The organism is Pseudoxanthomonas yeongjuensis (genome assembly GCF_010093345.1).
Lineage (GTDB): Bacteria > Pseudomonadota > Gammaproteobacteria > Xanthomonadales > Xanthomonadaceae > Pseudoxanthomonas_A > Pseudoxanthomonas_A yeongjuensis.
On sequence record NZ_PDWT01000002.1, the window covers coordinates 1 to 24,934 of the forward strand.

22 protein-coding genes and 1 pseudogene are annotated in these 24,934 nt (G+C 66.2%); 7 read left to right on the forward strand and 16 right to left on the reverse strand.

Translation table 11 applies throughout. The annotated features are described in order from the left end of the window. Nucleotides 1-287 precede the first annotated feature (287 nt). Nucleotides 288-1,454 carry a class I SAM-dependent rRNA methyltransferase gene (locus tag CSC74_RS07120; RefSeq protein WP_162313761.1) on the forward strand — a complete coding sequence of 389 codons (1,167 nt, stop codon included), beginning with the start codon at nt 288-290 and terminating at the stop codon, nt 1,452-1,454. 186 nt (nt 1,455-1,640) lie between these two features. Here the strand turns inward: CSC74_RS07120 and CSC74_RS07125 are convergent, their stop codons facing one another. From CSC74_RS07125 to CSC74_RS07170, 10 genes are all read right to left on the reverse strand, one after another. Beyond that, nucleotides 1,641-2,114, reverse strand: coding sequence for an REP-associated tyrosine transposase (locus tag CSC74_RS07125; protein WP_162313762.1), 474 nt, complete (start codon nt 2,112-2,114; stop codon nt 1,641-1,643). Nucleotides 2,115-2,326: 212 nt separating this feature from the next. Further along, entirely contained in the window at nt 2,327-2,680 is a 354-nt protein-coding gene (locus CSC74_RS07130; protein WP_162313763.1) for a DUF488 domain-containing protein, read from the reverse strand. 108 nt (nt 2,681-2,788) lie between these two features. Continuing rightward, nucleotides 2,789-4,210 (reverse strand): amino acid permease, encoded by a 1,422-nt coding sequence (locus CSC74_RS07135; protein WP_162313764.1) that lies wholly within the window; start codon nt 4,208-4,210, stop codon nt 2,789-2,791. A gap of 116 nt (nt 4,211-4,326) precedes the next feature. Then, on the reverse strand, nt 4,327-4,770 hold the full coding sequence (locus CSC74_RS07140) for a hypothetical protein (RefSeq protein WP_162313765.1): 444 nt from the start codon (nt 4,768-4,770) through the stop codon (nt 4,327-4,329). Nucleotides 4,771-4,833: 63 nt separating this feature from the next. Continuing rightward, a complete protein-coding gene (locus CSC74_RS07145) occupies nt 4,834-5,229 on the reverse strand; it encodes a YciI family protein (RefSeq protein ID WP_162313766.1) in 396 nt (131 codons plus the stop codon). A 113-nt stretch (nt 5,230-5,342) separates the two neighbouring features. Further along, the gene (locus CSC74_RS07150; protein ID WP_162313767.1) at nt 5,343-6,308 is read right to left on the reverse strand and encodes a DUF2268 domain-containing putative Zn-dependent protease; all 966 of its coding nucleotides are present in this window, start codon (nt 6,306-6,308) and stop codon (nt 5,343-5,345) included. 120 nt (nt 6,309-6,428) lie between these two features. Then, on the reverse strand, nt 6,429-6,575 hold the full coding sequence (locus tag CSC74_RS07155; RefSeq protein ID WP_162313768.1) for a hypothetical protein: 147 nt from the start codon (nt 6,573-6,575) through the stop codon (nt 6,429-6,431). A 109-nt stretch (nt 6,576-6,684) separates the two neighbouring features. Beyond that, a complete protein-coding gene (locus tag CSC74_RS07160) occupies nt 6,685-7,122 on the reverse strand; it encodes a hypothetical protein (protein WP_162313769.1) in 438 nt (145 codons plus the stop codon). Nucleotides 7,123-7,313: 191 nt separating this feature from the next. Then, on the reverse strand, nt 7,314-7,694 hold the full coding sequence (locus CSC74_RS07165) for a VOC family protein (protein ID WP_162313770.1): 381 nt from the start codon (nt 7,692-7,694) through the stop codon (nt 7,314-7,316). Nucleotides 7,695-7,853: 159 nt separating this feature from the next. After that, nucleotides 7,854-8,828 carry a S41 family peptidase gene (locus CSC74_RS07170; RefSeq protein ID WP_162313771.1) on the reverse strand — a complete coding sequence of 325 codons (975 nt, stop codon included), beginning with the start codon at nt 8,826-8,828 and terminating at the stop codon, nt 7,854-7,856. Nucleotides 8,829-9,071: 243 nt separating this feature from the next. On the opposite strand from CSC74_RS07170, the gene CSC74_RS07175 reads away from it, so the two are divergent. Next, the gene (locus CSC74_RS07175) at nt 9,072-10,418 is read left to right on the forward strand and encodes a DNA recombination protein RmuC (protein ID WP_162313772.1); all 1,347 of its coding nucleotides are present in this window, start codon (nt 9,072-9,074) and stop codon (nt 10,416-10,418) included. A 205-nt stretch (nt 10,419-10,623) separates the two neighbouring features. On the opposite strand, the gene CSC74_RS07180 is transcribed toward CSC74_RS07175, so the two are convergent. From CSC74_RS07180 to CSC74_RS07200, 6 genes and pseudogenes are all read right to left on the reverse strand, one after another. Beyond that, entirely contained in the window at nt 10,624-11,649 is a 1,026-nt protein-coding gene (locus CSC74_RS07180) for an MlaA family lipoprotein (RefSeq protein ID WP_162313773.1), read from the reverse strand. 16 nt (nt 11,650-11,665) lie between these two features. Beyond that, nucleotides 11,666-11,980: an STAS domain-containing protein gene (locus CSC74_RS07185; RefSeq protein WP_162313774.1), complete on the reverse strand. Its 315-nt coding sequence runs from the start codon at nt 11,978-11,980 to the stop codon at nt 11,666-11,668. Beyond that, on the reverse strand, nt 11,967-12,590 hold the full coding sequence (locus tag CSC74_RS17435; protein WP_211369607.1) for an MlaC/ttg2D family ABC transporter substrate-binding protein: 624 nt from the start codon (nt 12,588-12,590) through the stop codon (nt 11,967-11,969). Before CSC74_RS17435 ends, CSC74_RS07185 begins: the two co-directional genes overlap by 14 nt. A 3-nt stretch (nt 12,591-12,593) precedes the next feature. Beyond that, nucleotides 12,594-13,031, reverse strand: a pseudogene (gene mlaD, locus CSC74_RS17525) (outer membrane lipid asymmetry maintenance protein MlaD); the annotation flags it as partial. Nucleotides 13,032-13,034: 3 nt separating this feature from the next. Further along, the gene (locus CSC74_RS07195) at nt 13,035-13,787 is read right to left on the reverse strand and encodes an MlaE family lipid ABC transporter permease subunit (protein ID WP_162313776.1); all 753 of its coding nucleotides are present in this window, start codon (nt 13,785-13,787) and stop codon (nt 13,035-13,037) included. Then, nucleotides 13,787-14,575, reverse strand: a complete 789-nt coding sequence (locus CSC74_RS07200; RefSeq protein ID WP_162313777.1) for an ABC transporter ATP-binding protein — start codon at nt 14,573-14,575, stop codon at nt 13,787-13,789. Before CSC74_RS07200 ends, CSC74_RS07195 begins: the two co-directional genes overlap by 1 nt. Before the next feature lie 176 nt (nt 14,576-14,751). Between CSC74_RS07200 and recC the strand changes: the two genes are divergently transcribed. From recC to CSC74_RS07225, 5 genes are all read left to right on the forward strand, one after another. Continuing rightward, nucleotides 14,752-18,144, forward strand: coding sequence for an exodeoxyribonuclease V subunit gamma (gene recC, locus CSC74_RS07205; protein ID WP_162313778.1), 3,393 nt, complete (start codon nt 14,752-14,754; stop codon nt 18,142-18,144). Beyond that, nucleotides 18,141-21,761, forward strand: coding sequence for an exodeoxyribonuclease V subunit beta (gene recB / locus CSC74_RS07210; protein WP_162313779.1), 3,621 nt, complete (start codon nt 18,141-18,143; stop codon nt 21,759-21,761). Before recC ends, recB begins: the two co-directional genes overlap by 4 nt. After that, a complete protein-coding gene (recD, locus tag CSC74_RS07215) occupies nt 21,758-23,575 on the forward strand; it encodes an exodeoxyribonuclease V subunit alpha (protein ID WP_162313780.1) in 1,818 nt (605 codons plus the stop codon). Before recB ends, recD begins: the two co-directional genes overlap by 4 nt. 55 nt (nt 23,576-23,630) lie before the next feature. Continuing rightward, on the forward strand, nt 23,631-24,224 hold the full coding sequence (gene folE, locus CSC74_RS07220; protein ID WP_162313781.1) for a GTP cyclohydrolase I FolE: 594 nt from the start codon (nt 23,631-23,633) through the stop codon (nt 24,222-24,224). 70 nt (nt 24,225-24,294) lie between these two features. After that, nucleotides 24,295-24,651: an endonuclease domain-containing protein gene (locus tag CSC74_RS07225; protein WP_162313782.1), complete on the forward strand. Its 357-nt coding sequence runs from the start codon at nt 24,295-24,297 to the stop codon at nt 24,649-24,651. The last annotated feature ends 283 nt before the right edge of the window (nt 24,652-24,934 follow it).

Below are 24,934 nucleotides of genomic sequence, written 5' to 3' on the forward strand. Positions count from 1 at the left end.
GGGTGGGGCCGGGATGGTGAATCCCGGGGGCGTGCAGGGCCGCAGGCAGAACCACCTCTCCCCTTGTGGGAGAGGTCGACGCGCTTGCGCGGCGGGAGAGGGGAGGCGGAGCGAGATTTCTCCCGGTAGCGTCGTACGATCCAGGCTCGGGAAACTGATCGAGCGGCAAGCAAGATCAAAAGCCGCACCCTCTCCCGGTCTTCGACTGAAACATTCGAGGGCAGGCTCTTCGGCCACCCTCTCCCATAAAGGGGGAGGGTGAGCGGGGCGCCGCGTAGAATAGGCACATGAACAACGATCTCCCCGCCGTCCATCTCAAGAACGCCTGGCGCTCCAGCCATCCCTGGATCTTCCAGAAACTGGTCGCCAAGCCCGAGCAGAAACCCAAGCCCGGGACCATCGTCGAGGTCATCGGCGTGGACGGCGAGTGGATCGGCCGCGGCTTCTACAACGGCCACTCGCGGATCGCCGTGCGCATCCTGGAAACGGACCCGGACGTGCCGGTCGACGCGGGCTGGTTCTCGCGCAAGATCGCCGAAGCGGTGTCGCTGCGCCGCGACGTACTCAAGCTCGACGACGTCTCCAACGCCTGGCGCGTGGTCCATGCCGAAGGCGATGGCCTGTCCGGCCTGGTCGTGGACCGTTACGACGACCTGCTGGTGGTCGAATTCTTCAGCGCCGGCATGTTCCGCCATCGCGAGTGGATCTACGAGGCCTTGAAGGAACAGTTCCCGGGCGCGCGCTTCTACAGCTTCGCCGAGGAACACGTGCAGAAGCAGGAGAGTTTCGACTTCCGTGGCACCGAGCCGCCGGCGCCGGCGATCATCACCGAGAACGGCGTGCGCTTCCGCGCCGACCCGGCCGGCGCGCACAAGACAGGCTTCTTCGCCGACCAGCGCGAGAACCGCGAATGGCTGTCGCACCAGGCCGCCGGCAAGCGCGTGCTCGACCTGTGCTGCAACACCGGCGGCTTCGGCGTGTACGCCAAGGTTCGCGGCGCTGAGGAAGTGGTCGGCGTGGATATCGACGAAGACGTGATTTCGATTGCCAAAGGCAACGCCAAGCTCAACGACGTGAAGCTGAAATTCGTGCAGGCAGATATCTTCCCGTGGCTGCGCGATGCCGGCAATGCGAAAGACCTGTACGACGTGGTGATCCTGGATCCGGCCAAGATGACCCGCGACCGCGAGCAGGTGATCGCCGCGCTGAAGAAATACCTCGACATGAACAAACTGGCGCTGGGCGTGGTGAAACCGGGCGGCCTGTTCGCCACGTTCTCCTGCACCGGCCTGGTCAGCGAACAGGAATTCCTCGACATGCTGCGCCGCGCCGCCTACTTCTCCGGCCGCACCCTCCAGATCCTGAAAGTCTCCGGCGCCGGCGCCGACCATCCGTTCATGGCCCACGTGCAGGAGTCGCGTTACCTCAAGGCGGTGTTCTGCCGGGTGTTCTGACGTAGGAGCGGCCATGGCCGCGACCGGCCTTCAATGTCGCGTGGATCACATCGTAGGAGCGGCCATGGCCGCGACCAGACCCCCAACGTCGCATGGATCACGCCGAAAGAGCGACGCGCCACGGATTGGATCGATGGCGCACGGGTCCATCGGCCGCCTGTGTTCCGGTCGCGGCCATGGCCGCTCCTACAGCCAGACGGCATCCCAGTAGGGATAGTCGCCGATACGTTCCACTAATCCGCTACGCAGCGGGTTGGCGATGATGTATCGCGCCACAACCTGCATGTCTTCATCGCTGCGCAGTGCGCGATCATAGAATCCCCTTTGCCACACCGCGCCATGGCGACCGAGGGCCGCATTGACCTGGCAGGCGCTGGCGCCCTTCAGCCTGGACACCAGCGTTTCCAGCCCCTCGGCTTCTCCGAGTTGAAGCAACCAGTGCGCATGATCAGGCATGAGCACCCAGGCGAACAACGCCGCGTCGCCCAGTGTCGCCGGGTTGACGAAACAGGCACAGGCCGCTCGCGCGGCCGCCGGATTGGCGAAGACTGGGGCCCGAGCCACGGTCCTGGTGGTCAGGTGGTAAATCTGTTTCGGCAGGGAAACCCGGCCGCGACGTAGCGCGGCATGCCCCCTGCGAAGGGTCGCGTCCTTTTCCATGCGTGCATGTTGCGATCCCGATTTAGATCAAGCCATCGGCATGCCACGCCCCGTCGCGTAGGAAAACTCCGTAGGAGCGGCCATGGCCGCGACCCGAACCCCAACGTCGCGTGGACCGCACCGCAAGGGTGGCGCGCAATGAATGTTGGATATCTGACGCAGAGATCCGCCCCGCCGGGACGTCCGTGTTCCGGTCGCGGCCATGGCCGCTCCTACGACAGCAAATAGTCGCGCAACGCCACCGCCTGGTTCCGTTCCTCGTCGCGCGCGCCGTAGACCAGGGTGACGCGCCCCTGCTTCAGCCACTTGCGCAGTTCGGCGACCGCCTCGGGGTTGGCATCCAGCTCATGCGCGTAGCGCTTGCGGAATTCCTCCCAGCGTTCCGGCACATGGCCGAACCATTGACGCAATTCCGTGCTGGGCGCGATGTCCTTCAGCCACGCCTGTATCGCGATCTTCTGCTTGCTGACGCCGCGCGGCCATACCCGGTCCACCAGCAGGCGGATGCCGTCGTCGTCGGAAGCCGGCGCATAAGCGCGCTTGAGGCGGATATCGTGGCGACTCATCGACGCACTCCGTATGAACGAGTACGGTTACCAGTGTAGCGCCGAAGACGCTACGCGGCCGCCGACGTCCGGCGCGGCCGCGAACGATGGCACGGGATTACTGTGGAATCACGCGTCCTGCGCGCGCGCCAGCAGACTGCTGCGGCGTCCGTAGGCCAGGTAGGCGACGATGCCGATCGCGTTCCACAGCAGGAACCACAGCTGCGTCGTGCGCGGCAGGCTCCAGAACAGGTACAGGCAGCCGAAGATCGCGATCGGCGCGACCACCCACGCCAGCGGCGTGCGGAACACCCGCCTGCGCGACGGTTCGCGCTTGCGCAGCACCAGCAGGCACACCGACACGGCGATGAACGCGGCCAGGGTGCCGGCGTTGGCCAGCGCCGCGATCTCGTCCAGTCGCGCCACGCCGGCCAGCGCGGCGACCAGGATCGCGGTGAACAGCGTGGTCGCGATCGGCGTGCCGGTGCGCTTGCTCACCTTCGACAAACCGCGCGGCAGCAGCCCGTCGCGCGACATCACGAAGAAGATCCGGCTCTGTCCGTACAGGAACGCCAGCAGCACGGTCGGCAGGGCAACCACCGCGGCGATCGCGATGATCGTGGCCGCGTTGCCCTGGTTCAGTTCGCGCAGGATCAGCGCCAGCGGTTCGGGGCTGTTGCCGAACACGGTGTAGCTCAGCGCGCCCACCGCGGCCAACGCGACGATCATGTAGATCAGGGTGCAACCGACCATCGAGCCGACGATGCCGATGGAAAGATCCCGTTCCGGGTTCTTGGTTTCCTCGGCCGCGGTCGAGATCGCATCGAAGCCGTAGAAGGCGAAGAAGATGATCGCCGCCGCCGCCATCACCCCGCGTTCGACCCCATCGGTGCCCATCGATTTGACGAAGCCGAACGGCATGAACGGATCCAGCCGCGCGGCATCGAAATGCGGCAGCGCGATGGCCACGAAGATTCCCAGTGCGATCACCTTGACCACGACCAGCACCGCGTTCAAGGTGGCGCTTTCGCGCGTTCCCGCCATCAGCATGCCGGCGACCACGAACACGATGCCCACCGCCGGCAGGTTGATGAACCCGCCCGCATGCGGTCCCGCGGTCGCCCACAACGGCAGGTCCACGCCCAGGCCCTTGAGGAAGCCGACCGCGTAGCCGGACCAGCCGACCGCGACCGTGCTCACCACCAGCGAATATTCCAGGATCAGGCTCCAGCCCACCACCCAGGCCAGGATCTCGCCCAGCACGATATAGCTGTAGGTATAGGCGCTGCCGGCGGCCGGCATCATCGTGGCCATCTCCGCGTAGGCCAGCGCCGCGCAGGCGCAGACGATGCCCGCGACCGCGAACGACAGCAGCACCGCCGGCCCGGCCAGGTTGGCGCCGACCCCGATCAGGGTGTAGATGCCGGTGCCGACGATGGCGCCGATGCCCAGCGCGATCAGGTGCGGCCAGCTCAGGGTGGGCACCAGCCGCCGCCCCTCTTCGTGCACGGTGACCTGGTCGATCGATTTGCGCCTGAGCCAGGTTTGCATGCGTGCTCCCGAAGATGCGATTGGAAAGGTGGGACATAGTGGCGCATCGCCCGCGGCGACGCGATGTGCAGTGCGGCGATCAGGTCATGCGAGGCGGATATGGCCCGGGCGAGCGGTCAAACCGCGGTGGACCGCTCGAAGAGGGCGCCCACGCTCGGCTTGCCCAGGGTCAGGAACGTGGCCACGCCGAGCGCCGTGCCGAAGGGAATCGACAGGCAGGAAATGCCGGCGACCACCTGGCAGAAGGTCCGCGACCGGCGTTGCCTGAGGTACTTGCCGGTGAGGAACTTGGCGATCGCCAGTCCCGCCCCGAACAGGAAGAACAGTCCACCGAAGATGCCGAACAGCCAGCCCGCCACCTGCGGCGGCATGCCTTCCGCATGCTGGCCGGCCTTCACCGCCGAAGAGAACACCGCGCCCATCATCACGCCCATGAACAGGTACATCAGCCCGAACAGGGAAAAGAACGCGCTGACGCCGGCGGAAATGAAATAACCGATGGAAAGCAGGCGCAGGTGTTCCGCATCGAGGATCGATTGCTTCGGGTCGGAATCGGTCACGGCGGCCGCTCCTTGGGAATGGTCGGGAGGGTATAGGGATTCCGCACGCCGCACCCTGTGCGGTCAACGTTCGCCCGGGGTTTCGTTGGTCACCGCGTAGGCGCTGCCCTTCTGCGGATCTATCGGCCGGATTTCATAGAACAGGCCAAACCGCATGCAAGGATTCTGCGCGGCGAGTTGCGCCGCTTCTTCCAGGCTGTGCGCCAGGATGAACCAGTAGCCGCCCACGACTTCCTTGGATTCGCCGAAAGGCCCGTCGGTCAACACGCCTTTCCTGGAAACCGTCGCCCCCGGTGTGTCCAGCCGCTGCCCGGTCTTCATTTTCCCTTCCGTGATCAGTTGTTCCAGCCAGGCGTAGAACTCGTCGATCGCGACCTGGATGTCTTCGGGCGCGGCATCCCTGTCCCATTGGCCGCGGGAGAGGACGAGGAATTCGGAAGGGGGATTCTGTTCGGTCATGGGCAGCTTCCAGTGCATGGCATGGAGCGCATGGTAATGCGCATCACATGGGGCGGCCCACATCACCAGGAGATCGTCGGCCGGAGCGACGGCCCCCGGATGCGTTGTCCGCCTTATTCGAGCCCGATTCCCGGGTACCAGCCGCTTTTTGCCAGGAAGGTCCTGGCATCGTCCATCTCCAGTATCTCGCGCAGGGCCTGGCGCTTGTCCGGCGCATTGCGGTAGTAGGCCTTGGCGATCCGGTAGCCCACCCAGTAGCCGAGGTCGCCAGGGGTTTGCGGGGTGGCGTTGTAGGCCCAGTCGGACAGGTCGGTCCTGTCGAGGTCGGCGGCGAAGCGGGTCTCGATCTCCCGCTCGTGCCCGACCGCGGCGGCCGCATTGCGGGAATAGGCGGCCCGGCCGGCGGTGAGCTCGCCGACGAACTCGGCGATGCCTTCGAGCAGCGAGATCTCGAGCACCGTGGGCTTTTCCTTTTCGCTGAGCGCATGCGCCCGGACCTGCTGGACGTGGGCGTACTCGTGGGCGAGTACGCAGACGATGCGATCCTCGACGTCCGGATCGAGCCAGTCGATCGCGCACAGCGCCTCGAGCCCGACCTGGATGCCGGTGTCGGGCGCGCCTATCGCCACCGGCTTGCCGCGGCCGATGGCGATGGTGACGGGTGGGAAGCGCGCTAGCGGGTACAGGCGTCCCAGTGTGCGCAGCGCGGTCTCCAGGCGTTGCTGCGCTCGCGGGAGGACGGCAAGGCAACGCTTGGCGTCGGCGTACAGCGACGGATTCGCGGCCAAGGCGTCGGCGATCCGCTGGCCGGAGATGTTGCGCAGCCTGGCGAACAGGTGCAGTCCTTCCGAACCCTGGTCGAGGTATTCGTGCTGGAGCTGTTCCGCGCTGGGGTGTCCGTTCGCGTTGTCGTAGATGCGGTAGAAAAGATCGACATCGCCGGTCTGGACGACGGCCTCGGCCGTAGCGGCGCTGGCGCTATCCGCCGCAGGAGCGTGCTGCGCCGGCACAGAGGTTGCCGCAAACGCAAGCGCGCAGGCTACGGCGCCAATCCCCATCTTCCTGATGCTTGTCTTCATGACGGTTCCATTGGTTGATGCACGACATACCGCGGCCGGGCAGGGCGGGTTCGTAACCGCGGGGAATGCGGCCTGCCGATGGACATCGCCAGCGCCCCGCGCCCGAATGTGCCGCGGGATCTAGTCGTGGGCCGGATCCACGGCGGGGGCCTGCGCGGCTTCCGCCTTGTCCTCGTGCGCCAGACGCTTGCCGAATTCATAGCCGGAGCGCGCAAGGACGCAAAGAACCGCCACTGCCGCGAGTCCGATCAGGATTTTCTTGAGCATGGTCGCAGCGCCTCGCCGGTGCCGTGGGAAAGCACGGCTTCGTGCGGCCAATCTATTGGAGGAGCGGGGCGGATTGATGTGCTCAAAGTAACGCCGCGCGGATAAGGCATCAGGGGCCGGGGTCCGCGGCACTCCACTCCTGGACGGGCACGTCGGTGCGTTCCACGACGAGTTCTTCCATGATCTGCTGTTCCATCGCCAGTCGCTGCGTATTCCTGCCCGCTTGTTCCCTTGCCTTGGAAATCCGTTCCATGGCGCTGCCCGCATCGCGCCAGGCGATGGTGACCCGCAGGTCCCATTGCTCGTTGCCGGCGTTGAACTGCGGCCTGGACAGGCGCATCCAGAGCACATCGCCTTCCTTCATCCTGGCTTGCAGCAGTGGAACCCCGTTCTTCTCGAACAGGTCCACGAACTGCAGCTCCTTGCCGGGCTTGATCCAGTAAGTCCGCTCGATGATGAATGGAGCGCGCACCACCGGACCCTGTTGCGCGATCGCGCCCGGGGGCAGCAATGCAAGAGAAAGCACGAGGGCGGTAATGAAGCGCATGCGATGTCGTCTCCTGGGTATCCGACGCCGAGTTTAGCCGAGCCGGGAAGCGGCCCAGGCTTGAATGAAGGGTCGGGCGCCGTTCCGTGCCGGCACGGCAGTCTCATCCAACCTGGACGTTTCCATATCCATCGCCTCACCGCCTGCGCAGTAGACCGTAGGGGTTCGCAGGCTCACCCCAACCCGTTCATTCAGTCCCATTGCGTGGCGTTCTTCGGAAATCCAGGGCGCTGCACCCGCACCACGCAGAATCGCTGCCCGGTGGGGGCCTGCATCACCACCCAGCGTTCCAGGCGATCGACCACTTGCGCGCCGAGTGCTTCCAGGCGCGCCACCTCGGCGGGAATGTCGTCGGTTTCGATGTCGATGTGAACCCGGCTCTCATGCTCGACGCGCTGGATCTGGACGATGGGCTCGTCGGGAGGCGTGGCCAGCATCCGGTAATTGCCGCGGGTCCCAGGATGGTCGGGATCTATCCCGCGACCCAGCGCGTCGGCCCAGAACCGGGCGGCCTGGTCGACATCCGATACGCGGCAATCGATCAAAAGAGCGCAAAGACGGGAGGAATGCATGGCAGCCTCTTTGGGTCTGCAGGTGGGGAGAGTATGCGCTGTGGCGGATAACGCCTGAATCAAGTTCGTGGGTTGGAGGGAACGAAGCGAACCCCGACATCGTCACTTGAATTGATCCGAATGCTGGGGTTCGCAGGCTCACCCCAACCTATACGCTCGTCACTTCCGCGTAAGCGATGCTTCCGCCAACTCAAGCGCCTTGTCGAGCGCCTGCTCCGCAGGAACCTCCACATCCGGCTTGACGCCGGTCCCTTGCCAGTTGGTTCCGGTAATCGGGTTGACCGACCTGGACTCCGGAAGATCGACAGCGAAGTGGGAATGGATACGACGATATTCAAATGGATTCGCGCCACCGCCTGTAGTTTCGCCGACAATCACGGCGCGCTTGAGTGCCTGAAGGTCGTAGGCCACCGACTCCGCCGCCGAAAAGGTCTTGTGCGAGGTCAGAATGTAGACGGGTTTGGTTGGGCCGAAACGACGACCCGGCACCCATGCCGGCGAAGTCGCATAAGCGTGCGTATCGGTTGGTCGATTGTAGCTGCCGCTAAGAGGGCTTCCGCCTTCGAGTAGATAGCCGGTCAACAGGTTGGCTGTTTCCGCCCCTCCGCCATTCTGGCGCAGGTCGATGATGAGCGCATCGCCTTGCGCGACAACCGTCATCGCCGCTGCGAACACATCGCCAGCCATCGATGGAGGCGGAAAAACGCGCAAGTCGAGAAGCATCACGTTGCCCGGCAAGCGCTCGATCTTTTCCACTCCGTGGTTGATCTGCGGCCCATACCATCGTTCCATCTCCGCCGCTGAAAAAGCCGCATCGCCATCCTGCTGCGGGATCGTTTTTTCGCTGTAGCTGAGGCCCAGGTGTCCATCCTTGGATATCGAACGCAGGAATGCCGTCGCCTCCCTGGCAAAGGAATCTCCATTACGCGGTTCTTTCCAGCGATCTCCGGACAGGCGAAGCGCTTTGGCTATCTCATGCGCCTTATCTTCATCCACGTAGCGCGACTCGATGATGTCGGCCGCAGCGTTGATCACTTCGAGCTGCGCGGCTCGATCGAACACCTCTGCAGTTGCCGCGGTAGCTGGGAGCAATAGGAGAATCAACAGGATCGAGATGATTGGATGTTTGATCATGGTCAGCTCTCTTTTTTTCCGCCGAAGCAGCGGGCCAGCAATCCTTGCTTGCCGCCTCACGCCGGTCTGGTCAAGGCCCGACCGCGAAGCGGGGGTCGGGTCGGGTGATTGCCAGGTGGTCGGGTATCCCGACAACCTAGCAAGGAACAAGCTTCGAAAGCGAGGCGTGGCCCAGTATCCGGGGTTGTGCACGGTGGAATGCCCAGGATCAACCCCTGAGACCGAGCCCGTTACACTGTCCTCATGGATACGAATTCTCTCCTCATGATTCTGGCTGGCCTGGTCTTCGCGGCCATCGTTTTGTTGATCGCCCTGCTTTTGCGCCGCCCCGAACAGCGCATGGAGCTGGCCCTGCGCGAGGAGCAGCGCAATGGCCGTGGAGAACTGCGCGATCAGCTCGACAGCCTGTCCAGACAGCAGGAAACCCGCATCGAGGGCTTCGGCCGCAATCTCGCCGACCTGTCCACCCGCACCGACCAGCGCCTGGACCTGCTGCGCGAGGCGTTGGGCGAGGACGCGCGCAAGGGCCGGCTGGAAACCAGCGAGTCGCAGCAGCGCTTCGCCGAAATGCTCAGCCAGCGCCTGGGCGAACTCACCCAGCGCAACGAACAGCGCATCGGCGAGATGCGCGCCACCCTGGAATCGCGGCTCAAGGAACTGCAGGCCGACAACGCCGCCAAGCTCGAACTGATGCGCGCCACCGTCGACGAGAAACTCCACGCCACGCTGGAAACGCGTCTGACCGAAAGCTTCGGCAACGTCACCGCGATGCTGGCGCAGGTGCACCAGGGCCTGGGCGACATGAACAAGCTAGCCGCCGACGTCGGCGGCCTGCAGCGCGTGCTCAACAACGTCAAGTCGCGCGGCGTGTTCGGCGAAGTGCAGCTCGCTGGCTTGCTCGAACAGGTATTCGCGCCCGACCAGTATTCCGCCAACGTCGCCACCGTGCCGGGCAGCAATGAGCGCGTCGAATTCGCCGTGCGTTTTCCCGGCTCTTCCGCCGACTCGGTGGTGTGGCTGCCGATCGACGCCAAGTTCCCGCGCGAGGATTACGAACGCCTGCTCGACGCCCAGGAACGCGCCGACGTCGAAGCCGCGCGCGCCTCCGGCGAAGCGCTGGAGCGCCGCGTGCGCCTGGAGGCCACGCGCATCCGCGACAAGTACGTGTCGCCACCGCACACCACCGAATTCGCGATCCTGTTCCTGCCCACCGAAGGCCTCTACGCCGAAGTGCTGCGCCGCCCCGGCCTGGTCGATGCCCTGCAGCGCGACCAGCGCATCGCCGTGGCCGGTCCGACCACGCTGCTGGCGCTGATGACCAGTTTCCACATGGGCTTCCGCACCCTGGCCATCGAGAAGCGTTCCAGCGAAGTGTGGAAGACCCTGGGCGCGGTCAAGACAGAGTTCTCCAAGTTCGGCGACGTGCTCGATTCGGTGAAGAGCAAGCTCGATCAGGCCAGCACCCAGATCGAGAAGACCGGCGTGCGCACGCGGGCGATCGAGCGCAGGTTGCGTGACGTGGAGTCGTTGCCGAGCGAGGGCGAGCAGGGATTGCTGGGTGAGGCGGGTGGGGGCGACGAGGCGGAGTAATCACCTCTCCCCTTGTGGGAGAGGTCGACGCGCATAGCGCGGCGGGAGAGGGGAAAACGGAGCGGGAATGTTTCCGACCGCACCATACAATCCGGGCTCGGGAAACGGCTCGACCGACAGGCAAGGTCGAAACAAGCAAGATCAAAAGCCGAACCCTCTCCCGGCCTTCGGCCACCCTCTCCCGTAAAGGGAGAGGGAAAAGCGATCAACTGCCCGGCGTCGGCAAAATATCCGGCATCGCGTCCATCGGCACGGTCGGATTTTCTTCCTCTTCCAGCAGGTACTCGGGCAGGCTCTCGTCGCCCGACTTCTTGCGGTCTTCGCTGATCTGGTAGTTGCGGCGCTGCAGCCACGAATCGCGGAACAGGGCGTATTCGTCCACCGCGCCCTCGCGCAGGGCGTCGATCGACAACAGCTGCGCGCGCACGTTGACCAGTTGCAGGCCCTGCAGGCCGAGGCGGACCTTGTCGTTCTCGACCTGGCGGATCGGCGACAGCGGCGCGTCGCCGACCAGGCCGAACACATCGCGGATGGTGCGCGGACCGAACAACGGCAGTTCGACGTAGCGCGAACGTTTCCAGCCCCACACCCCCAGGGTCTGGCCGAAGTCCTCGTTTTTGCGCGGCAGCTTCGCATCGCTGGCCGGATCGAAGATGCCGCCGATGCCCAGGGTCGAATTCAGCAGGAAACGGCCCAGCGACTGGGCCGCCTGCTTGGGCTTGCCCTGCAGCAGGCTGTTGAGCGTGGTGATCGGCTCGCCCAGGTTGCTGAAGAAATTGCTTACGCCCAGGCGCACCGGACGCGGCACCACCTTGACGTAGCCCAGGGCCAATGGCCGGGCGATGGTCCGGTCCACCGCGTTGTTGAAGCGGTGGGTCTTGCGGTTGAGTTTTTCCCACGGGTCGTAGGACACCGGCATCTGCACACCGGGCGGCAGAGTCGGGTCGGCGACCGGGTTGTATTCGTTCTGGCCGTAGATCGCGGCGAAGTCATCTTCCGCGGAAGTCGCGTCGGCCTGCGCATTCGCGATCGGCGGCGCGACTGGCGATGCCTCGTCGGCGACCGGGACCGGGCCGGCTTCCGCCGGCGCGGCGGGCGTGGTTTCGCTGGTGCTTTCGCCGACCACCAGGGTTTCCGCCGGCGGCGCCTGCGCAGCGGTGTGCGGTGTGGACGCGCAGGCGGTGGCCAGCGCGGCGAGGACGGCAACAGTGGCGATGCGTAACAGATTCATCCCGATTCCCTGGGTACTACGTCGTGGGGGCCGCGCCGGGGAAGTCCAGCCCGGGCGTCAATCGATACGCGGCGCGCAGTTCGGACAGGCCGGCGGGCTCGCCTTCGATGCGGGGCGTGATTCCCGCCGCGCGCACGCGGGCGGCGAGTTCGGCCAACAATGCCAGCCCGGCACTGTCCACGGTAGTGACATTGGTCAGGACGATGCGTTGCACACCTGCCAGCGCTTTGCTGGCGATCGTCCATAACGCCGCCGCCGCATCGCGGCCGAGCGCCCCGGAAAACACCAGGGCGTCGCCATCGCGGTGGACCGTGGCCTCAGTTGCCGCCATTGACCTGCATCTTGCCGGCGCGAAGGTCGGCGGCGACCTGGGCGATGGACTTCTGCCGCAGCGGGGCGTCGAACTGGTTCTTGAAGGTCTGCACGTAGGAAATGCCTTCGATCATCACGTCGAACGCCTTCCATTGCCCGCCCACGTTGCGGATCAGGTAGTCGACCGGGATCGGATCGCCGCCGTCGCGCAGCATCTCGCTGGAGACTTTCACGCCGCGGTTGCCGGGCAACGGCGATTCGGACTTGATGCGCACGCGCAGCTTGGTGTTGAAGTCCAGCAGCGAGGTGCCGTAGCGCGAGGTCAGGTTGTCGGCCAGGGCGTCGGCGAACAGCTTCACGTCGGCGTCCGAAGCGCCGCGCCCATGCACGCCCAGGACCAGGCGCGCGGCGTAGCCGCGGTCGAACATGCGGTTGAATTCGCTGGTGATGAACTGCTTGAGCGCCGCCGGATCCTTGCGGAATTCGGCGCGGCGCTGCTCCAGCGTGCTCAGGATGCGGGTGCTGCTGTCCAGCACGACCTTGCTGGCGGAACCCTGCGCGGCGGGCGGGGCGCTGGCGTCGGCGCCGGCGTCGGCACCCTCGGCCGGCTTGCCGCCGCCGCTGAACATGTACTTGCCGACCAGTTGCAGCAGGTCGACCGCGGGCTGGGTAAAGGCGATTTCTTCGCCGGGCTTCAGGGTTTCCGGATCGCCGCCCGGTGAGAGGCCAATGTAGTTCTCGCCCAACAAACCGCTGGTGAAGATGCCGGCCGAGGTATCGGCGGGCAGGTCCTTGTATTCATTGTTGATGTCGAGGGTGACGATGGAATCGAACTTCACCGGGTCCAGCTTGATCCCGGCCACCTGGCCCACGACCACGCCGCCGATCTTCACCGGCGCCTGCGGGCGCAACTGGCCCAGGTTGCTGAAGCGCGCGGTCAGCTCGTAGCTGTCGCTGCCGAAGCCGAATTTCTTGTTGGTGGAAGCCAGCGCCAGCACCAGCAGCGAGGCCAGGGCCAGCAACAGGAAGGCACCGACGGCGAATTCAAGACGGGGTCCGCGGACGGCCATGGGTCAACTCCTGAACAACAAGGCGGAAAGGACGAAATTGAACATCAGCACCAGCAGCGAGGCGTTCACTACCGCGCGGGTGGTGGCGACCGAGGTGCCCTCGATGGTGGGCTCGGCATGGAAGCCGACATAGGCGGCGACCAGGGCGCTGGTGCCGCCGAAGATCGCGGCCTTGAAGAACGCCTGGAGGAAATCGTCGGAGAAATCGACGCTGTCCTTCAGGGTCTGCCAGAAGGTGCCGGCATCGACGCCGATGACATGCACGGCCTCGAAGTAGCCGGCGGTGATGGCCAGGCTGCAGAAGAAACCGGTCAGCAGCGGCACGCTGATCACCGCCGCCCAGAACCGCGGCGCCACCGCCTTGGCGATCGGGTCGATGGCCATCAGTTCCAGCGCCTTGATCTGGTCGGTGGCGCGCATCAGGCCCAGTTCGGCGGCGATGGAGCTGCCGGCGCGGCCGACGAACAGCAGCGCGGTCAGCACCGGCCCCAGTTCCCGGTACAGGCCCAGGCCGAGCAGGGCGCTGACCTGGCTGGTGGCGCCGTAGGTTTCCAGGGCGCGGTAGCCCAGCAGGGTCACCGAGAGGCCGACGAAGGCCCCGCCCGCGGCGACGATTGGTAGCGAACGTCCGCCGATCTTGTAGATTTCCCGCACAAGTTCGGCGAAAAAGTCCTTGGTCGGCTTCGAGGCGCGCAGCACCGACAAGGTGAACAGGCCGGCGCGGCCGAGCGAGCGGGTCGCGGTGACGAAGGGCATCAGGCGGCCTCGGTCCGTGGGGTGGCGTCGAAGGCGATCGGGCCATCGGGTTCGCCGCGCAGGAACTGCCGCACCAGCGGATCGGTGCTGGCTTCAAGCTCGGTCGGGGTACCCGAAAACACGATCCCGCCATTGGCGATGACCACGGCGTGGTCGGCGATCGGCAGGGTCTCGTGCACGTGGTGGGTGACGATGATGCTGGTCAGGCCCAGGCTGTCGTTGAGGCGCTGGATCAGGCTCATGATCACTCCGCTGGCGATCGGGTCCAGTCCGGTCAGTGGCTCGTCGTAGATCATCAGTGGCGGGTCCAGGGCCAGGGCCCGGGCCAGGGCCACGCGCCGGGCCATGCCGCCGGAAAGCTCGCGCGGCCAGGCCTCGCCCGCGGCCAGCAGGCCGACAGCGTTGAGTTTGAAGTCGACGATGCGGCGGACCAGCGCCGCCGGCAATTTCGTATGCGTGCGCAACGGCAGGGCCACGTTCTCGGCCACGCTCAGGTCGGTGAGCAGGCCATTGCCCTGCAACAGCACGCCGATGCCCTTGCGCATCTCCAGCAGGTGGCGGGTGCCACGCGGCACCGGCTTGCCGAACACTTCCACGCTGCCCGCCGCGGGCGGCAGTTCGCCGGTCAGCGCCGCCAGCAGGGTCGACTTGCCGCTGCCCGACGGGCCCAGCACCGCGGTGATGCTGCCGCGCGGTACCGACAGGTCGATGTCGCGCAGGATCGTGCGCCCGCCACGGTCGAGGCGGAGCTTTGCAAGGCGCACGGCGGGCGAGTCGGGGGAGGGCATCGGCAAGGCAAACTCCAAAACACCGTAAAGGATCACCGGCGGTAGCTGAACAATATTGCACTGTCGAGTTTTATTTTAGGGACAATGCGGGACCCGTGCCGGCGAATTCGCCTTGATCGCGAGACGCAGAGGGCGTGGTCGCGGCGAATGCGACGGGTCTGCGGCAAGATGGAGCAATGCCCGCCCCTTCCTCCGACTTCCGCCTGTACCACTCCAATTCGCTGGAAGTGCTGGCCGGCCTGCTGGCCACCGAGCTGCGCGCGCCCGCGCCCGGGCAGTCGCTGCTGGCCCCGGACATCGTGTTGATCCCGCAGGTGGCGATGCGGCGCTGGCTGCAGGCGACGCTGGCGGCCGAACACGGCATCGCCGCCAACCTGGAGTTCCTGACCCCGGGTGAATTCGTCCAGCGTGCGCTGCAGGCCAATGTCCCCGGCGACCACGACGACCTTGATGCGTCCGCCCTGCGCTGGCAGCTGTATGCGGCGCTCACCGTCCCGGCGATCCTGCGCGAACCTGCGATGCAGCCGCTCAAACGTTACCTGGACGGCGACAACGCGCTGAAGCCGTGGTCGCTGGCCGGCGAGTTGGCCTCGGTATTCGAGAAGTACCAGGCCTGGCGCCGCGACTGGCTGCTGGGTTGGGAGGCCGGGCAGGCGCCGCGCGACCCTCAGGCCGTGCTGTGGCGGCACATCGCCGGCGGCCGCGCGCATCGCGCTCGGCGCATCGACGACTACCTTGCCGACTACGCCCACGACGCCCACGACGCCCACGACGCCCACGACGGCGCCGCGCCGCTGCCCGTCGGCCTGCCCTCGCGGCTGTTCGCCTTCGCCACCCTCAACGTGTCGCCGGATGTGCTGCGGGTCATCGCCACCCAGGCGCGGGTCGGCACGCTGCATTTCTACATGCCGACGCCGACGCGTTCGTACTGGGGCGACCTGCAGACACTGGGCGAACGGTTGCGCGCGCAGGCCGACGATCCGTTCGCCATGGTCGATGCGGACAATCCGTTGCTGCAGGCCTGGGGTGCGGCCGGTCGCGACTTCGTCGTCGTGCTCGGCAGCTACGAAGTGGTGCATCCCTCGGGCGAGATCGCCGCCTACGCCGATCCCGAGACGCGTGTCGATGACAAGCCGGACAGCGACAGCCTGTTGCAGCGCCTGCAGCGCGACCTGCTGCATCGGCGTCCGCCACCGGCGATGGCCTGGCGTGAAAAAGTCGACGTGGACGATTCCAGCATCCAGATCCACGCCTGCCATACACGCCTGCGCGAAGTGCAGGTGCTGCACGACCAGTTGCGCGGCCTGCTTGAAGACCCGCGCTTCGATCCGCCGTTGCAGCCGCGCGAGATCGCGGTGCTGGCGCCCGATATCGATCCGTACGCGCCCTATATCGAAGCGGTATTCGGCGGCCTGGCCGGCACGGCCGATTTCATTCCCTATGCGCTGGCCGATACCAGTCCGCTGGCCAGCGAACCGTTGGCGGAAGTCTTCCTGCGCCTGCTTGCGCTGCCGATCTCGCGCTTCGGCCTCAACGAAATCCTCGACCTGCTGGCCTGCGCGCCCATCGCCAATGCCGCGGGACTCGACCCGCCTGCGCTGGAGCGACTGCATGGCTGGCTGTCGGCGGCAGGAGCGCGCTGGGGCATAGATGCGGGCCACCGCGAACGCCACCAGGCACCGCGCGACGACGCCTATACCTGGGCGTTCGCGCTCGACCGCCTGTTGCTGGGCCATGCCAGCGGCGGCGAAGGCGAGATCGCCGGCGTCGCCCCGTGGCCGGAGCTCGAAGGCAGTGGACTGGTGGCGTTGGATGCGCTGATCCGCTTGTTGCGCGTGCTGGCACGCAACGAGCGCGTGCTGGGTGAAGCGATGACGCCCGCGCAGTGGCGCGAACGCCTGCTCGGACTGCTCGAAGCGATTTTGCCGCAACCACCGCAGGCGCTCGCCGACCAGCGCGCGCCGGAACGCCTGCGCAACAGCATCGATGGATTCGCCGAGGCCGCACGCCGCGCCGGTTTCGATCAGCCGGTACCGCCCGAGGTGTTGCGCGCGCATTTCGCCGCCGAGCTGGCCGAAGCCGATACGCGCGCGCCGCTGCTGACCGGCGGGATAAGTTTCGGGCGCATGGTGCCGATGCGGCTGCTGCCGTTCCGCGTGCTCTGCGTGCTGGGCATGAACGACGGCGACTACCCGCGCCGCGATCCTGCCGCCGGCCTCAACCAGCTCACCGCCGAACTGGGAACCAGCAGGCGTCGCCATGGCGACCGTTCGTTGCGCGAAGACGACCGCTATCTTTTCCTGCAATTGTTCAGTGCCGCGTCCGAAGTGTTCTATCTCAGCTATCTTGGCGCCGATCCGCGCGACGGCAGCGCGCGCGAGCCGTCGGTGCTGGTCTCGGAACTGATCGATGTCGTCGCGCGTTATCACGCTGACGTCGCAGCAGCCGGCAGGCAGCTGGTCGTGCATCATCCGCTGCAGCCGTTCGCGGCGGCGGCGTTCGGCGCCGTCGACGGAAAAGAAGAAGGCAGGACCGAGCCGCGTCGCTTCAGCTACCGGCGCGAATGGCATCCCGCAGCCGGGGCATTGCAGGAACAACGCAAGCCACCCGCGCGCTGGTTGGTCGATCCGCTGCCGGCGGGCGAGGCGGTGGAATCGCTGTCGCTGGCCGAGTTGCGCGGCTTCCTGCGCGATCCCGCCGACGCCTTCCTGCGGCAAAGCCTTGCCCTGCGCCTGCCGCAAGTGGGCGACGCCGACGATGACCTCGATCCGCTCGCCGCGCCCGGCAGCGGCCTGGATCGCTGGAAACTGCAGCAGGCCGTGTTCGAGGCCTGCGTATCGGGTGCGGAAGACTATGCTTCGCTGCATCGCCAGCTGCGCGCGCGCGCGCTGTTGCCCTCGGGACCGCTGGGCGAGCGCCAACTCAAATTGCTGCGCGCGCAGGTGCAGCCGTATGCGGACGCGTTCGTGCAATGGCGCGGCGACCGTGCGCCGCAATCGCAGGCCTTCGATCTCGATCTGGGCGGCGTGCGCCTGCATGGCCGCATCGAAGACATTTATGCAACGGGACTGCCGCGGTTCCGCTACGACAAGTTGCATGGACCGTCGCAAATAGCCGATGGCCTGGACTGGCTGGTGATGTCGGCGCTGGGCAAGGAGTCGACCTTGTTCCAGTTCTACGACACCGGCGAAGGTGTCGGCCCGCTCGCACGCGGTCCTGCGGATCCCGAAGCCGCGCGCGCTGCCTTGCGTGCCCTGTTGCGGCTGCGTGCGCAGGGCCTGCGCGAACCATTGCCGTTCGGTCCGCGCGCCGGCTGGCTCTGGTACGACGGCCAGCGTCGCCTTGAAGCCGGCGAGATGCCGCGCGCGAACAGCAAGACGCCTTGGGAGCGTGCCCGCGACCAGTGGCACGCGGAGCGCGGCTGGAGCGAGGGCGACACTCCCAGCGCGCGGTTGGCGCTGCGCGGACGCGACCCGTTCGCGGACGAAGAGCTGGGCGAGGAATTCCGCGCCGTCGCCGGCATCGTGTTCGATGCGGTGGTGCATGGGCGCGAGGGCGAAGGCGCATGAACATCGAGCGCGACCCCACCGCCGATTCCTATCTCGATATCGACCTCGACGGCGTGCGGCTGATCGAGGCCAGTGCCGGTACCGGCAAGACCTTCACTTTGGCCACGCTGGTCACTCGACTGGTGGTCGAACGCGGCCTCGCGCTGGGCCAGATCCTCGCGGTGACCTTCACCGAAGCGGCCACCCAGGAATTGCGCGCGCGCTTGCGCAAGCGCCTGGCTTTGGCCGCCGAGCTCGCGCAGGCGTTGCTCGCCGGCTATGCGCCAGCAGCCAGTGACGATCCCGAAACCGTACTCACCCTGCGCATCCTGCAGCGACAACTGGCGCGGGAAGACGCCGCCAGCCTGCATGCGCGCCTGCGCCGCGCGGAAAACGAGATAGACCTCGCCGCCGTGTTCACCATCCACGGCTTCTGCGCGCGCGTGCTTTCCGAATACGCGCTGCAGACCGGGCAGGCGTTCGATCCACCGGAGATGATCGGCAGCGAGCGCGAACTGCACGAAGAACTCGCCGCAGACCTGTGGCGCGCCCACGGCGCCAACGCACGCGATGCGGAATTGTTGCAGGTGTTGTGGACATCTCCTGATGCGCTAACAAAGGATCTGGGTGTGCTGCTGCGCGCACGGGAGATAATTCCTGTCTTGCCAAAAGACAGTCCTGATCCGAGCGACCAACTCCAGCGCGCAGCCACGGAATTTAGAGCGGCATTCAGGGATCATGGACTTGCATTCTGGGAAAAATTGGAACGTGCGATTGCAAACAAGGTCCTGAATGGGAAGAGCTACCCATCTGATCTTCCAGCGAAACTTTGGTCGTCTGTAAATCATTGGTGCAGCATTGGCGCAGCTACTGATGGGATCGATAACCGACTGACACCAGCAACGCTGACACTAAGAACTAACAAAGGAAAGCAAGAGCAGACGCCTACATCTCCTTTTTGCGTTGCAGCGGAATCCTTACTCAATGTTCAGAAGGTCTACAAGCAATGGCTTGCTGAACAGGCACTGATCCTGCTGTACCGGATCCGCGACGACGCACGCCAGCGCCTAGCGCTACTGAAGCAGACGCGCCGCCTGCAGACCTACGACGACCTGATCGACGATGTCGCCAATGCACTGGAAGGTGCGCAGGGTGCGGCGCTCGCGCGCAACCTGCGCAGCCAGTACGCCATCGCCCTGGTCGACGAATTCCAGGATACCGACGCACGCCAGTGGTCGATCTTCCGTCGCGTGTTCGGCAACGCGGATGACGGAACGAGCGCCGCCGCCGCGCCGCCGGCGTTGTTCCTCATCGGCGATCCCAAGCAGGCCATCTACGGCTTCCGTGGTGGCGATGTGCACGCTTATCTGGCCGCCGGGCGCGAAGCGATCGCCGCGCCGCCCCTGGCGCACAACTTCCGCTCGCGGCCCGGCGTGCTGCGCGCGATCGAGGCGCTGTATGCGCAGGCGGGCGAGCGCGCCTTCGTCGACGAGCGCATTCGTTTCCATGAAGTCTTCGCCGGTGCCGGCAATGCCGATGTGGATTACCAGCGCAGGGGCATGACCGCGCCAGCGCTGACGGTCCGCGTGCTGGCATCGGGCGAACGCGGTGACAAGGGCCGGCCGGTCGCGTGGAGCGCACCGGAATCGCGACGCCACGCCACCGACGCTTGTGTGGCGGAGATCCACGCGGTGCTGTCCGACGCACGCAGCGACAACGCCATGATCCATGGCGAAGCGGTGCAGCCCGGCGATATCGCGGTGCTGGTGCGCAGCCATGCCGAAGCCACGCGCATGCAGTTGGCGCTGTCCGCCGCAGGTATTCCCGCGGTGGCCGCCGGCAAGCGGAGCCTGTTCGAAACCGGACAGGCCGAAGAGTTGCTGGCGGTGTTCGAAGCCCTGCTGCAACCGGCCGACGAAAGCCGGCTGCGTGCGGCGCTGGCGACGGTGCTGCTGGGCGCGGACGCCGCCGGCATCGCGCGCCTGGACCATGACGATGCCTGGCGCAGCGAAAAGCAGCTGCTGGCGCTGGCCTGGCGCGAACGCTGGCAACGCCATGGCCCGCTGGCGCTGGTGTCCGACCTGTGCGCGGGCAACGCCGAACGCCTGCTCGCGCTCGACGACGGCGAGCGCCGACTGACCAACACCCTGCAGCTCGGCGAACTGCTGCAGGAAGCCGACGCGCGCGCGCTGGGAATGCACGGCCTGGTCGACTGGCTGCGCACGCATATCGCCGATGCCGATCCGAACGACGAGCAGCAGCTATTGCGCCTGGAATCGGATGCGCGACGGGTGCAGATCCTGACCCTGCACAAGGCCAAGGGACTGGAATTCCCGCTGGTATTCCTGCCCTACATCGGCGTGGGCAGGAAGGACGACAAGCCTGCGCGCCACTGCCAGGTGCCGGCCGCAGAGGGCCGCGTGCTGCACTGGAAGCTGGGCAAGGACGATGATTCGCAACGCTGGCAGGACGCGGTCCTGGCTTGGCAACACGAACAGCGTGCTGAAGACGCGCGCCTGCTCTACGTCGGCCTGACCCGCGCCAAGCAGGCGCTATGGCTGGCGACGGGCGATCTGTACCAGGCCGATACGGCTGCGTTGGCGCCGATGCTGGCTGGACTGGATGCGTTGCGCGGACAGGCGGATATCGTTGTCGACGACAACCCGCCGGCGGGTTTGCCGTCGCCGCTGTCTCCGGAATCCAGCGCGGCCGTACCACCACCGCGCCAGTCGCAACGCAGCGTGCCGCGCGACTGGTGGGTGTACAGCTTCACCCAGCTCAGCAAGGCGGACGCAGGCGAACATGGGTCGAATGCGACCACGGCAGCGGCCATCGAACGCGGTGCCGAGGACGAGCCGGACTCCGTCGCCGCGGACGATTTCGAAATGCCCGTTGCCTTCGACACGCGTTTCAGCGGCAGCCGCTTCGGTAATGTGTTGCACGAAGCGCTGGAGCACATGGATTTCGGTGCATGGCGCGACTGGCGTGAAGCGCAGGCGCCCGATGGGCAGGAAACCGCGCTTCGCGAGGCCTTGCGTGGCGGCGGCTATGCCGATGACGACCTGGACGATGGCGTCGCCGAACTGACCACGCTGGTCGGCCGCACGCTGACCGTGTCATTGCCGGAGGGCGGGACGCTCTCCGACCTGCCGATGGAGGCGCGTCGCGCCGAGCTGGAATTCCATTTCTCGCTCAAGCCGACCTCAGTGGACGCCTTGCTGGCGACGCTGCATGCGCATGGCGTGCTGCCGGAGCGCCGCGCCTTCGGCCTGCGCCGCCAGCTGGAAGGCCTGATGACCGGCAAGATCGACCTGACCTACCTGCACGACGGGCGCTGGTACCTGCTCGACTACAAATCCAATCGCTTGCCCGCCTACGACGCCGCCAGCCTGCAGCAGGCGATGGCGCACAGCGAGTACGACCTGCAGGCGTTGATCTACACGCTCGCCCTGCATCGATGGCTGCGCTTCCGCCTGGACGGCCGCTACGACTACGCGCGCGATTTCGGCGGCACGCGATATCTGTTCTGTCGCGGATTGGACCCGCGGTCCGCGACTGCCGACGGCATCCACGCGTGGAAACCATCGGTGGCGCTGGTCGATGCGCTCGACGCGCTGTTCGCGGGCGGTAGCGCATGAGCCTGCTCGACGACCTGTTCCGCACCGGCACCCTGCGCGTGCTCGATCACGCGCTGGCGCAGAGCCTGCGTCGCCTCGATCCGGCCACGCCGGAAGCCGTGCTCGCCGCCGCGGCGCTGGCTTCGTTCGCGGTGGGCCAGGGCAACGCCGCCTTCGATCCGGCCCGGCCGCAGCTGCTGTTCGATGCCGACATCGACTGGCCTGCGCCGCAGGCGTGGCTCGAAGCCTTGTCGGAGTCGCGCTGGGTCGACGCGCCGGATGCGGATTCTTCCGCTTCCAGCGACACGCCGCTGGTGCTGGAAAACGGATTGTTGTACCTGCGGCGCTATCGGCAATACGAATACCGGTTGGCGTTGCGCCTGCGGCAGATCGCGGCACGGGTTCCCGACGCGGGCGATCTCGCCGCTTTGGCGTCGCTATTTGCCGCGCTGTTTCCCGAGGCGCGCAACGGTGACGACTGCCAGGCGCACGCGGCGGCTTCGGCCTTGCTGCGCTCATTGTTGCTGGTCACCGGCGGTCCGGGCACCGGCAAGACCACCACCATCGCGCGCCTGTTGCTGTTGTTGGTCGCACAGGCGCAGCGAGAGGGCGGACCACCACCCAGGATCGCGCTGGCCGCGCCCACCGGGCGTGCCGCCGAGCGCATGGCCGAAAGCCTGATTGCCGCGGTTTCGGTCTTGCGGCAGACGCCGGGGGTGGAGGTCGCGCTTTGCGATGCGTTGCCCACCCGGGCCAGTACCCTACATCGCCTGCTAGGGACCATTCCCGACAGTCCACGTTTCCGTTTCGATGCCGGACATCCGCTGCCGTTCGACATCGTCGTGGTCGACGAAGCCTCGATGGTCGACCTGCCGCTGATGTGCAAGCTGGTGGAAGCCGTGCCCGACGGGGCGCGACTGGTATTGCTGGGCGATCCCGACCAGCTGCCTTCGGTGGAAGCCGGCGATGTGCTCGCCGCGATCATGGGCGCGGCAAGCGACGACGACATCACCGGGGAAGCACTCGCACCCTTGCTGGGCGGCGGGCCGGCGAAAAGCCCGATCGATGCGCGTCCGCTAGCCGGACACCATGTGCGATTGCGGCGCGGCTACCGGCAGGCGGAATCCTTCAACCTGTCGCCGCTGGCGCTGGCCGTGCGCGAAGGCGATACCGACACCACGCTCGCGTTGTTGCGCGGCGGGCAACTGGCCGGGGTGCATTTCCACGAAAACCTGTTCGACCCGTTGCAGGCGCACCGCGAAGCCCTGCTCACGCATTGGCGCGCACTGGCCGATATCGACGATCCCGCAGCCGCGCTGGCACAAGCCGGCCGGCTGCGCCTGCTGACCGCCGTGCGCGAAGGAGCGCAAGGTGCGCGTGGGCTCAACGCGCGCATCGAGGAAGCGTTGGCGGCCCACCGTGGCCAGGCCCCCGCTTATTTCAATGGCCGCCTGCTGCTGGTGACCGAGAACAGCTACCGGCAGCGCCTGTTCAATGGCGACATCGGCATCTGCCTGCGTGGCGACAAGGGCGCGCCGGTGGCCTGGTTCCCAGGCGATGCCGAAACCGGGCCGCGTCCTTTCCATCCCGGCGCGTTGCCCGCGCACGAAAGCGCATTCGCCATGACCGTGCACAAGGCGCAGGGTTCGGAATTCGACAGCGTCTGGTTGCAGCTGCCGCGACAACCGACCCGCGTGCTTACCCGCGAACTGGTCTATACCGCGCTGACCCGCGCCCGCCGCGAGGTGCACGTCTGCGCCAGCGCCGAATCGCTGCGCCAGGCGCTGGCAAGGCGTGTAGAACGCATTTCCGGCCTTGCCGCGCGCTTGCGCTAACGGCGCCCGGCGGCCGCTGGGTTACGATGCGCGTCCCCACAGGGAAGCAGATCCGATGAGCGACACCCCCAAAAAACCCACCAAGGACCAGGCCGAAGCGGCGGTCCGCACGCTGCTGGCCTGGGCCGGCGAAGACCCGACCCGCGAAGGCCTGCTCGACACGCCGCGGCGCGTGGTCGATGCCTATGGCGACTGGTACAGCGGCTACAACGAGGATCCGCGCGAATTCCTCGAACGCACTTTCAAGGAAGTGGCCGGTTACGACGAGATGATCGTGCTGCGCGACATCGAGTTCGAGAGCCATTGCGAGCACCACATGGCGCCGATCATCGGCCGCGCCCATGTCGGCTACCTGCCCGACGGCAAGGTCGTCGGCATCAGCAAGCTGGCGCGCGTGGTCGAGACCTACGCCCGCCGTTTCCAGGTGCAGGAGAAGATGACCGCGCAGATCGCCAAGTGCATCCAGGACGTGCTGCAGCCGCTGGGCGTGGGCGTGGTGGTGGAAGGCGCGCACGAATGCATGACCACCCGCGGCATCCACAAGCGCGGTGTCAGCATGGTCACTTCGAAGATGCTGGGCAGCTTCCGCGACGACGCCCGCACCCGCGCCGAGTTCCTGCGCTTCATCGAGGTCAACAACAAGCGTTGAGTCCCATTGTGGGAGAGGGACAGGCCGCCGCAGGCGGCCAGGGAGAGGGGAGTAGAGACAGGGAGGTCTCATGCAAGACAAAACCAAGCTGCTCATCCATGCCAAGCGCATGCGCCATTTGCCCACCGAGGCGGAGTCCACGCTCTGGCGGCAACTACGCGCAGGCCGGCTAGCCGACTACAGGTTCAAGCGCCAGAAACCCATCGGCAATTTCATCGTCGATTTCGTGTGTTTCGCACAGAAGTTGATCATCGAGGTGGATGGTGGGCAACACGTGGATATGCAAGTACGCGATGAGGCTCGTACGGAGTGGCTGCAAGCGCAGGGGTTCCAGGTATTGCGCTTCTGGAATCACGATGTGCTGCAGCGCAAGGATCTGGTGCTTGAGGAAATACTTCGCCGGCTGGAAGCAAGGGAGACGCGATAGGACCCACCTCTCCCCTCGTGGCGCCCGCAGGGTGTGCAGAGCTGAGAGGTCGACGCGCTTGCGCGGCGGGAGAGGGCAAAACGGAGCGAGGATATCTCCGATTGCGTCGAGCGTTCCAGGTTCGGGAGGAAGAATGATGGCGAACAAGATCAAAAGCCGAACCCTCTCCCTCGGCGCTGTGCGCCTTTCCCTCTCCCATAAAGGGAGAGGGGAGAAGCTGCTGGCTTGACCCACCTCTCCCCTCGTGGCGCCCGCAGGGTGTGCAGAGCTGAGAGATCGACGC

Excerpts from the sequence above, each read along its gene's own strand:
- CSC74_RS07135 (WP_162313764.1), bottom strand. The coding sequence starts at position 4,210 with ATGCAAACCTGGCTCAGGCGCAAATCGATCGACCAGGTCACCGTGCAC.
- CSC74_RS07195 (WP_162313776.1), bottom strand. The coding sequence starts at position 13,787 with ATGCCCTTCGTCACCGCGACCCGCTCGCTCGGCCGCGCCGGCCTGTTC.
- CSC74_RS07125 (WP_162313762.1), bottom strand. The coding sequence starts at position 2,114 with ATGGAAAAGGACGCGACCCTTCGCAGGGGGCATGCCGCGCTACGTCGC.
- CSC74_RS17435 (WP_211369607.1), bottom strand. The coding sequence starts at position 12,590 with ATGTTCAGCGGCGGCGGCAAGCCGGCCGAGGGTGCCGACGCCGGCGCC.
- CSC74_RS07200 (WP_162313777.1), bottom strand. The coding sequence starts at position 14,575 with ATGCCCTCCCCCGACTCGCCCGCCGTGCGCCTTGCAAAGCTCCGCCTC.
- recB (WP_162313779.1), top strand. The coding sequence starts at position 18,141 with ATGAACATCGAGCGCGACCCCACCGCCGATTCCTATCTCGATATCGAC.
- CSC74_RS07150 (WP_162313767.1), bottom strand. The coding sequence starts at position 6,308 with ATGAAGACAAGCATCAGGAAGATGGGGATTGGCGCCGTAGCCTGCGCG.
- CSC74_RS07170 (WP_162313771.1), bottom strand. The coding sequence starts at position 8,828 with ATGATCAAACATCCAATCATCTCGATCCTGTTGATTCTCCTATTGCTC.
- CSC74_RS07165 (WP_162313770.1), bottom strand. The coding sequence starts at position 7,694 with ATGCATTCCTCCCGTCTTTGCGCTCTTTTGATCGATTGCCGCGTATCG.
- CSC74_RS07175 (WP_162313772.1), top strand. The coding sequence starts at position 9,072 with ATGGATACGAATTCTCTCCTCATGATTCTGGCTGGCCTGGTCTTCGCG.
- CSC74_RS07155 (WP_162313768.1), bottom strand. The coding sequence starts at position 6,575 with ATGCTCAAGAAAATCCTGATCGGACTCGCGGCAGTGGCGGTTCTTTGC.
- folE (WP_162313781.1), top strand. The coding sequence starts at position 23,631 with ATGAGCGACACCCCCAAAAAACCCACCAAGGACCAGGCCGAAGCGGCG.
- CSC74_RS07145 (WP_162313766.1), bottom strand. The coding sequence starts at position 5,229 with ATGACCGAACAGAATCCCCCTTCCGAATTCCTCGTCCTCTCCCGCGGC.
- CSC74_RS07225 (WP_162313782.1), top strand. The coding sequence starts at position 24,295 with ATGCAAGACAAAACCAAGCTGCTCATCCATGCCAAGCGCATGCGCCAT.
- CSC74_RS07180 (WP_162313773.1), bottom strand. The coding sequence starts at position 11,649 with ATGAATCTGTTACGCATCGCCACTGTTGCCGTCCTCGCCGCGCTGGCC.
- CSC74_RS07120 (WP_162313761.1), top strand. The coding sequence starts at position 288 with ATGAACAACGATCTCCCCGCCGTCCATCTCAAGAACGCCTGGCGCTCC.
- CSC74_RS07130 (WP_162313763.1), bottom strand. The coding sequence starts at position 2,680 with ATGAGTCGCCACGATATCCGCCTCAAGCGCGCTTATGCGCCGGCTTCC.
- CSC74_RS07160 (WP_162313769.1), bottom strand. The coding sequence starts at position 7,122 with ATGCGCTTCATTACCGCCCTCGTGCTTTCTCTTGCATTGCTGCCCCCG.
- CSC74_RS07185 (WP_162313774.1), bottom strand. The coding sequence starts at position 11,980 with ATGGCGGCAACTGAGGCCACGGTCCACCGCGATGGCGACGCCCTGGTG.
- recC (WP_162313778.1), top strand. The coding sequence starts at position 14,752 with ATGCCCGCCCCTTCCTCCGACTTCCGCCTGTACCACTCCAATTCGCTG.
- recD (WP_162313780.1), top strand. The coding sequence starts at position 21,758 with ATGAGCCTGCTCGACGACCTGTTCCGCACCGGCACCCTGCGCGTGCTC.